Origin of the sequence: Streptomyces sp. RP5T, from assembly GCF_003933965.1 — a bacterium.
Classification (GTDB): Bacteria; Actinomycetota; Actinomycetes; order Streptomycetales; family Streptomycetaceae; genus Streptomyces.
On sequence record NZ_RSAJ01000439.1, the window covers coordinates 1 to 7,012 of the forward strand.

At 71.8% G+C, this 7,012-nt stretch carries 6 protein-coding genes and 1 pseudogene; 3 read left to right on the plus strand and 4 right to left on the minus strand.

The genetic code is table 11. The annotated features are described in order from the left end of the window. The first annotated feature begins 675 nt into the window (after positions 1 to 675). Entirely contained in the window at positions 676 to 1,470 is a 795-nt protein-coding gene (locus tag EHS43_RS32670; RefSeq protein ID WP_125194288.1) for a polyprenol monophosphomannose synthase, read from the plus strand. A 72-nt stretch (positions 1,471 to 1,542) separates the two neighbouring features. Next, positions 1,543 to 2,091 (plus strand): annotated as a pseudogene (fxsA, locus tag EHS43_RS32675) (FxsA family membrane protein); the annotation flags it as partial. Positions 2,092 to 2,116: 25 nt separating this feature from the next. Here the strand turns inward: fxsA and EHS43_RS32680 are convergent. The 4 genes from EHS43_RS32680 to EHS43_RS32695 all read right to left on the minus strand — a co-directional run bounded on the left by EHS43_RS32680 (position 2,117) and on the right by EHS43_RS32695 (position 5,634). After that, positions 2,117 to 2,491 (minus strand): RNA polymerase-binding protein RbpA, encoded by a 375-nt coding sequence (locus tag EHS43_RS32680; RefSeq protein WP_003977404.1) that lies wholly within the window; start codon positions 2,489 to 2,491, stop codon positions 2,117 to 2,119. 268 nt (positions 2,492 to 2,759) lie between these two features. Continuing rightward, positions 2,760 to 4,115, minus strand: coding sequence for an MFS transporter (locus EHS43_RS32685; RefSeq protein ID WP_125194289.1), 1,356 nt, complete (start codon positions 4,113 to 4,115; stop codon positions 2,760 to 2,762). Between the two features lie 65 nt (positions 4,116 to 4,180). Beyond that, positions 4,181 to 4,948, minus strand: coding sequence for a glycerophosphodiester phosphodiesterase (locus tag EHS43_RS32690; protein WP_125194290.1), 768 nt, complete (start codon positions 4,946 to 4,948; stop codon positions 4,181 to 4,183). Further along, positions 4,945 to 5,634, minus strand: a complete 690-nt coding sequence (locus tag EHS43_RS32695) for a YitT family protein (RefSeq protein WP_260470816.1) — start codon at positions 5,632 to 5,634, stop codon at positions 4,945 to 4,947. Before EHS43_RS32695 ends, EHS43_RS32690 begins: the two co-directional genes overlap by 4 nt. 64 nt (positions 5,635 to 5,698) lie before the next feature. Between EHS43_RS32695 and EHS43_RS32700 the strand changes: the two genes are divergently transcribed. Next, the coding region (locus EHS43_RS32700) for a PLP-dependent aminotransferase family protein (protein WP_148104137.1) at positions 5,699 to 7,012 on the plus strand (1,314 nt) is incomplete at its 3' end.

Here is a 7,012-nt window from a genome sequence, read left to right on the forward strand (position 1 = left end):
CTGGTCCACCGACCCCCGCTCCGGCACCCCCGGCCTGCCCGACCTGACCCCGGGCCGTGACCTGCCCGTCTGCCTGCGCACCGTGGTCGGCGGACGGACGGTCTTCGTACGGCCGGGCGAGTGATCTGTGGGGGCGGCGCGGTATCGATCGGCCCCCGCCCCGCTGTCGCGCGACCTGCGCATCCTCCGCCCTGACCAGGGCATTGACGGAAGATGCGCAGGTGGGACGACTGTTGACAGCCGACGGCGGGGGGCCGGTAGGTTCGGCCGGGTCCACCACCGGACGCCCGACCGGGGAACCTTCGCCCAGTCGTCGCAGCGCCGCTGGGTCAGGGACGGTGTGCCGCACCGGAACACCGCCACTGGGAGCCAGGCTCAGCGCCAGCGCCACGGCGAGGGAACGTTCCGTCCGGCCGGGGAGGTGTGACCCGGGTGGGGCCCGGGCGCTCAGTAGACAACGGCTTTCGGTCGACCCGCAGCCAGCGGGCCCCAGGTCGGCCCGAAGAGCGCCGGGCCCCCATCCGCAGCGAGGGGGCTGATTCAGCCAAAGCGGCCAAAAGTCCTATCCTTACCCCGCTCTTGTGGAAACGACACCAGCATACGAACGCCTTGTCACGTCATCGCAGGCCGTGCGCACTATGGTGGACGCCTGCGCAATGACTCGAAGGGGCAGCGGTGAACGACGGCGACGGGACCCACACGGGCCAGGAGAGGCGATTCGGCCCGCTCGGCACGGCGTTGGTGATCATTCCGACCTACAACGAGGCGGAGAACATCAAGGCGATCGTCGGCCGGGTGCGCAAGGCCGTCCCGGAGGCGCACGTCCTCGTGGCCGACGACAACAGCCCCGACGGCACCGGCAAGCTCGCCGACGAACTGGCCGTCGAGGACGACCACGTCCACGTCCTGCACCGCAAGGGCAAGGAGGGCCTCGGCGCCGCCTACCTCGCGGGCTTCCGCTGGGGCCTGGAGCACGATTACGGCGTCCTGGTCGAGATGGACGCCGACGGCTCCCACCAGCCCGAGGAGCTGCCCCGGCTGCTGACCGCCCTCAAGAGCGCCGACCTCGTCCTCGGCTCCCGCTGGGTGCCGGGCGGCCGGGTCGTGAACTGGCCCAGGTCCCGCGAGTTCATCTCCCGCGGCGGCAGCCTCTACTCACGGGTCGCCCTCGACCTGCCCCTGAGGGACATCACGGGCGGCTACCGCGCCTTCCGCCGCGAGACCCTCGAAGGCCTCGGCCTCGACGACGTCGCCTCCCAGGGCTACTGCTTCCAGGTCGACCTCGCCCGCCGCGCGGTCAAGACCGGGTACCACGTCGTCGAGGTGCCGATCACCTTCGTCGAGCGCGAGCTCGGCGACTCCAAGATGAGCCGCGACATCCTCGTGGAGGCCCTGTGGCGGGTCACCACGTGGGGCGTGGGGGAGCGGGTCGGCAAGATCACGGCGCGGGCCAGGCGCACACAGCCGTAGCCCGACGGCCCCGCGGACGGGGGCGATCGTCCCCTTATGCCGTGCTGAGCCGCGCCCAGGCACACTGGAGGCATGACGACAGGCACTCCGACCCCCACGTACCCCGCCCGGCCCCGCCGCTCCCGTATGCGCACCTTCCTGCCGCTGGGCGTCGCCGCCTGGCTGGTGCTGGAGATCTGGCTGCTGACCGTGGTCGCCGGCGCGGCGAGCGGGTTCGCGGTGTTCCTGCTGCTGGTCGCCGGTTTCGTGCTCGGATCCGTGGTCATCAAGCGGGCCGGCCGCCGCGCCTTCCAGAACCTGAACGAGGCGCTCCAGCGGGGCGGTGCCCCCTCGGGCTCCGGCAGCTCCGGCAGCTCCGGCAACGGGCTCATGATGCTGGGCGGCCTGCTCCTGATGATCCCCGGCCTGATCTCCGACGCGGTGGGCCTGCTCCTGCTGATCCCGCCGGTCCAGAAGGCGGTGGGCCGCTACGCCGAGCGCACCTTCGACCGCAAGCTCCGCGCCGCCGCTCCGGGCACCCTGAGCGACGCCTTCCAGCAGGCCCGGATCCACCACCCCGACGGCAAGGTGGTCCAGGGCGAGGTGATCGACCGGGACGAGCCGGGCGCTGAGGGCCCGCGGTTACTTGTATGTGCGGTGTTCCCGCTCAGGCCGACTTGCGGCTGTCCCGGGGATGAACAGCGATGTTCATCGCGCCGGAACGCAGAACCGCCAGACGCTCCTCAAGGACCTCTTCGAGTTCCTCTCGGGTACGTCGCTCCATCAGCATGTCCCAATGCGTACGCGCGGGCTTGGCCTTCTTCTCTTCAGGGCCGTCGCCGTCCACGAGGAGTGCCTGCGCCCCGCAGACCTTGCACTCCCACTCCGGCGGGATCTCCGCCTCGACCGAGAAGGGCATCTCGAAGCGGTGCCCCTTCTCGCATGCGTACTCCACGGCCTGGCGCGGGGCCAGGTCGATGCCGCGGTCCGTCTCGTAGCTGGTCACCACGAGGCGCGTGCCGCGAAGAGCTCGCTCACTCATGAATCGTGCCTCCCGGGCTTGTCGCCCACAGGACAGGTGTCGCTGTCGTCGTCATACCGGTCAACGTCCGGTCGGCGGTAAAGATTCCCGTTCCGGGTCCCGTCCCGGGCAATGCGTCGCCGTCGTAGCCGCCCCTTGTTGTACCCACCAGCGCCCGGTTTGTCACATCTGCTAGCAGATGTCACCCAGCGTTTCGGCATCTTTGACGCGCAGTAACGGTACGCCTGGCAGGCCAAACGCGTACACTACAGCGCTTTGGTGTTGAACGCTAAATCCTTTCGGGTACGGGATTGCCCGCGTCGCTGATCGCCCGGCGGACCGGAACCCTTGCGAGCAGGGCGAACCCGATGACGAAGAAGGCCACCAGCGAGATGATCGCGTCCCGATAACTACCGGTCAGCTGGTAGGTCACCCCGAACAGCAGCGGGCCCAGCCAGCTCATGCCCCGGTCGCTCATCTCGTACGCCGAGAAGTACTCGGCCTCCTTGCCGGGCGGGACGAGATGCGAAAACAGCGAGCGGGACAGGGCCTGGCTGCCGCCGAGGACGAGCCCGATCCCGGACGCCAGGACGAAGAACCACACAGGTGCGCCGGCCGGCAGGAAGTACCCGGCTCCCAGGATCACCGCCCAGGCGACCAGCGAACCGAGGATCGTCCGCTTGGCCCCGTGGGTCCGGGCGAGCCGGCCGAGCGCGAGCGCGCCCGCCACCGCGAGCACCTGGACCAGCAGCACCGCCGCGATGAGCGTCGACTGCCCGAGGCCCAGTTCCTCCGAGCCGTACACCGAGGCCTGGGAGATCACGGTCTGGATGCCGTCGTTGTAGATGAGGTACGCCAGCAGGAAGGCGAGGGTGAGCGGGTGGCGGCGCATGTCGCGGACCGTGGCCGCGAGCTGCCGGAGGCCGGGGGCCGTGGGCTTCTTCGCCTCCGGCGCGGACGGGCGGCGGTCGCGCAGCCGCCGGAGCGGAATCAACGCGAAGGCACCCCACCACAGCCCGGCCGAGGCCAGACAGACGCGGACCGCGGCGCTCTCGGAGAGTCCGAAGGAATCGTGGCCCATGTAGAGCACCAGGTTCCCGACCAGCACCAGCGCGCCCGCCGCGTAGCCGAAGGCCCAGCCCCTGGAGGAGACGGCGTCGCGTTCCTCGGGCGGGGCGATCTGCGGCAGGTAGGAGTTGTAGAGCATCGTCCCCACCGACTGCGCCGCGTTCGCGACGACCAGGAGGACGCCGCCGAGGAGATAGCGGTCGCCGCCGAGGAAGAACATGGCGGTCGTCGCGGCGGCCCCGGTGTAGGCGGCGGCCGCCAGCAGGGGTTTCTTGCGCCCACTACGGTCGGCGGCGGCACCCACCAGCGGCATCACCAGCACGGCCACGATCACCGACAGGGACACCGAGTACGCGAAGAAGGAACCGGCGCGCACCGGGATGCCCAGCGGGTGGACGTAGCCGTCGCCGTCCGCCGCGTTCTTGGCGACCGACGTCAGATAGGGGCCGAGGAACACGGTGAGCACGCTCGTCGAGTAGACGGAGCAGGCCCAGTCGTAGAAGTACCAGCCGCGTTGTTCACGCCGCCGGCCGGCGGTCTCGTCCGCTGCGCCCGCCCGCACGGTGTCGGTGCCCACCCGTGCCCTCGCTTCCCCGTGAAGGTGCCGTGCGCGGACCGGGGAACGGGCGGGCCGGACATGGGTCAGACCCAGACGCCCCGGTCCTCCATGACCTTGCGCAGTGTGTCGATGTGATCGGTCATGATGCCATCGACTCCCAGGTCCAGGAGCCGGTGCATGCGATCGGCCTCGTTGACGGTCCACACGTGCACCTGGAGCCCCCGCGCGTGGGCGGCACGCACGAAGCGCTGGTCGACCACCTGGACGCCGGACTGCGCCTCGGGCACCTGGGCGGCGACGGCCGAGCGGCGCACGGCCGCCGGGACCCCCCAGGACCGCAGCCGCAGGTTGAGCACGCCCCGGATGCCGTACGACGTCGCCAGGCGCGGTCCGGCCAGTCGCTGGGCCCGCAGCACCCGCGCCTCGGAGAAGGAGCCGAGGCAGATCCGGTCCCAGGCGCGGGTGCGTTCGACGAGGTCCAGGAACGGCCGCAGGGCGGGCTCGTCCTTGACGTCGACGTTCCAGCGCGCCTCGGGGAAGGTCTCCAGGAGCTCCTCGAAGAGCGGCACCGGCTCCTGGCCCGCCACGCGCGCGTGCCGTACCTCGGCCCAGGGCAGCCGCGCTATCCGGCCCGCCCCGTCGGTCACCCGGTCCAGGGTCGCGTCGTGGAAGGCGACCAGCTTGCCGTCCGCGGTGGCGTGGACGTCGGTCTCCAGGTACCGGAAGCCCGCCTCGACCGCCCGCCGGAACTGGAACGCGGTGTTCTCCAGGCCGTCCGCCGCCCCGCCCCGGTGGGCGAAGGGGATGGGGCCGGGATGGTCGAGGTACGGGTGGCGCATCCGGGAGGTCACGGACGCAGTATCGCTCCCCGCGGTTGCCCGGTGGCAACGACCGTGCTGCCGTCCGGTGCCGGGGGAACGGCGAACATCCGAAGGAAGACCTGGGCGAGGGGGCCGATGGACACCGCGTAGAGGAGGGTGCCGGCGCCCAGGGTGCCGCCGAGGACGAACCCGGTGACCACGACGGTCACTTCGACGGCGGTCCGCATCAGCCGGATCGAGCGTCCCGTGCGCCGGTGCAGCCCGGTCATCAGACCGTCCCGGGGACCCGGACCGAAGCCGGCGGCGATGTAGAGGCCGGTGGCCGCGCCGTTGAGCACGATCCCGGCCAGCAGGAGCGGGATCCGCAGGGCGAGACCGTGCACGTGGGGGACCGCGGCGAGGGTGGCGTCCATGGCGAGGCCGACCACGAAGACGTTGGAGACCGTGCCGAGGCCCGGCCGCTGGCGCATCGGGATCCACAGGAGCAGCACCGCCGCGCCCACGGCGATCGACACCACACCGATCGACACGCCGGTCAGCTCGGCGAGCCCCTGGTGCAGCACGCCCCAGGGTTCCAGGCCCAGGCCCGCCTCGACGAGCAGCGCGGAGCTGACCCCGTACAGAGCGAGTCCGGCGTACAGCTGGATCAACCGTCGTCCCAGACGGCTCTGCGTGGACAAGGTGGGTCTCCCGGTGGTGGTAGTGGCCTGACGCATGACACCCTGTGGCTTGGAACGACAAGCGATCCATGGCCAATTCGGGGAAGGTGGACTGATTTCAGTGGCGCAGTGGACCTCGGCGGTGGGCGCGGCGCAACTCGCCCGGCTGCTCAACTCCCAGCAGGACCGCCCGGCCGGCCCCGGCACGCGCCGCCCGCCCGCCTACCGCGCGCTGGCCGACGGCATCCGCCTGCTGGTCCTGGAGGGCCGGGTCCCGGTGGCCGCCCGCCTGCCCGCGGAGCGCGAGCTGGCCCTGTCCCTGTCCGTCAGCCGTACGACCGTGGCGGCGGCCTACGAGGCGCTGCGGGCCGAGGGATTCCTGGAGTCCCGCCGCGGCGCGGGCAGCTGGACGGCCGTACCCGCCGGGAACCCGCTCCCCGCGCGCGGTCTCGAACCGCTCCCGCCCGAGGCCCTCGGTTCGATGATCGACCTGGGCTGCGCGGCCCTGCCCGCGCCCGAGCCGTGGCTGACCCGTGCGGTGCAGGGCGCCCTGGAGGAGCTGCCGCCCTACGCCCACACGCACGGCGACTATCCCGCGGGTCTGCCGGCCCTGCGCGCGATGATCGCCGAGCGGTACACCGCGCGCGGGATCCCGACCATGCCCGAGCAGATCATGGTCACGACCGGTGCGATGGGCGCCATCGACGCGATCTGCCATCTGTTCGGCGGCCGGGGCGAGCGCATCGCGGTGGAGTCCCCGTCCTACGCCAACATCCTCCAGCTGATGCGGGAGGCGGGCGCCCGGCTCGTGCCCGTCGCGATGGCGGAGGGGCTGACCGGCTGGGACATCGACCGCTGGCGTCAGGTGCTGCGGGACGCGGCGCCGAGGATCGCCTATGTCGTCGCAGACTTCCACAATCCGACCGGCGCGTTGGCCGGCGAGGACCAGCGGCGGCAGCTGGTGGAGGCGGCGCGGTCCGCGGGAACCGTGCTGGTGGCGGACGAGACGATGACCGAGCTGTGGCTGGACGAGGACGTCTCGATGCCGCGGCCGGTGTGCGCCTTCGACCCGGCCGGGTCCACCGTGGTCACCGTCGGCTCCGCCAGCAAGGCGTTCTGGGCGGGCATGCGGATCGGGTGGGTCCGCGGGGCACCCGACGTGATCCGCAGCCTGGTCGCCGCGCGGGCCTACGCCGACCTCGGGACGCCGGTCCTGGAGCAGCTGGCCGTGAACTGGCTGTTCAGCACCGGAGGCTGGGAGCAGGCCGTCGAGCTGCGGCGCGGCCAGGCGCGGGAGAACCGGGACGCCCTGGTGAGCGCGCTGCGCAAGGAGCTGCCCTCATGGGAGTTCGAGGTGCCGCAGGGGGGCCTGACGCTCTGGGTGCGGGCCGGAGGGCTGTCCGGGTCGCGGCTGGCGGAGGTCGGCGAGCTGGTG

Excerpts from the sequence above, each read along its gene's own strand:
- EHS43_RS32695 (WP_260470816.1), bottom strand. The coding sequence starts at position 5,634 with ATGCGTCAGGCCACTACCACCACCGGGAGACCCACCTTGTCCACGCAG.
- EHS43_RS32680 (WP_003977404.1), bottom strand. The coding sequence starts at position 2,491 with ATGAGTGAGCGAGCTCTTCGCGGCACGCGCCTCGTGGTGACCAGCTAC.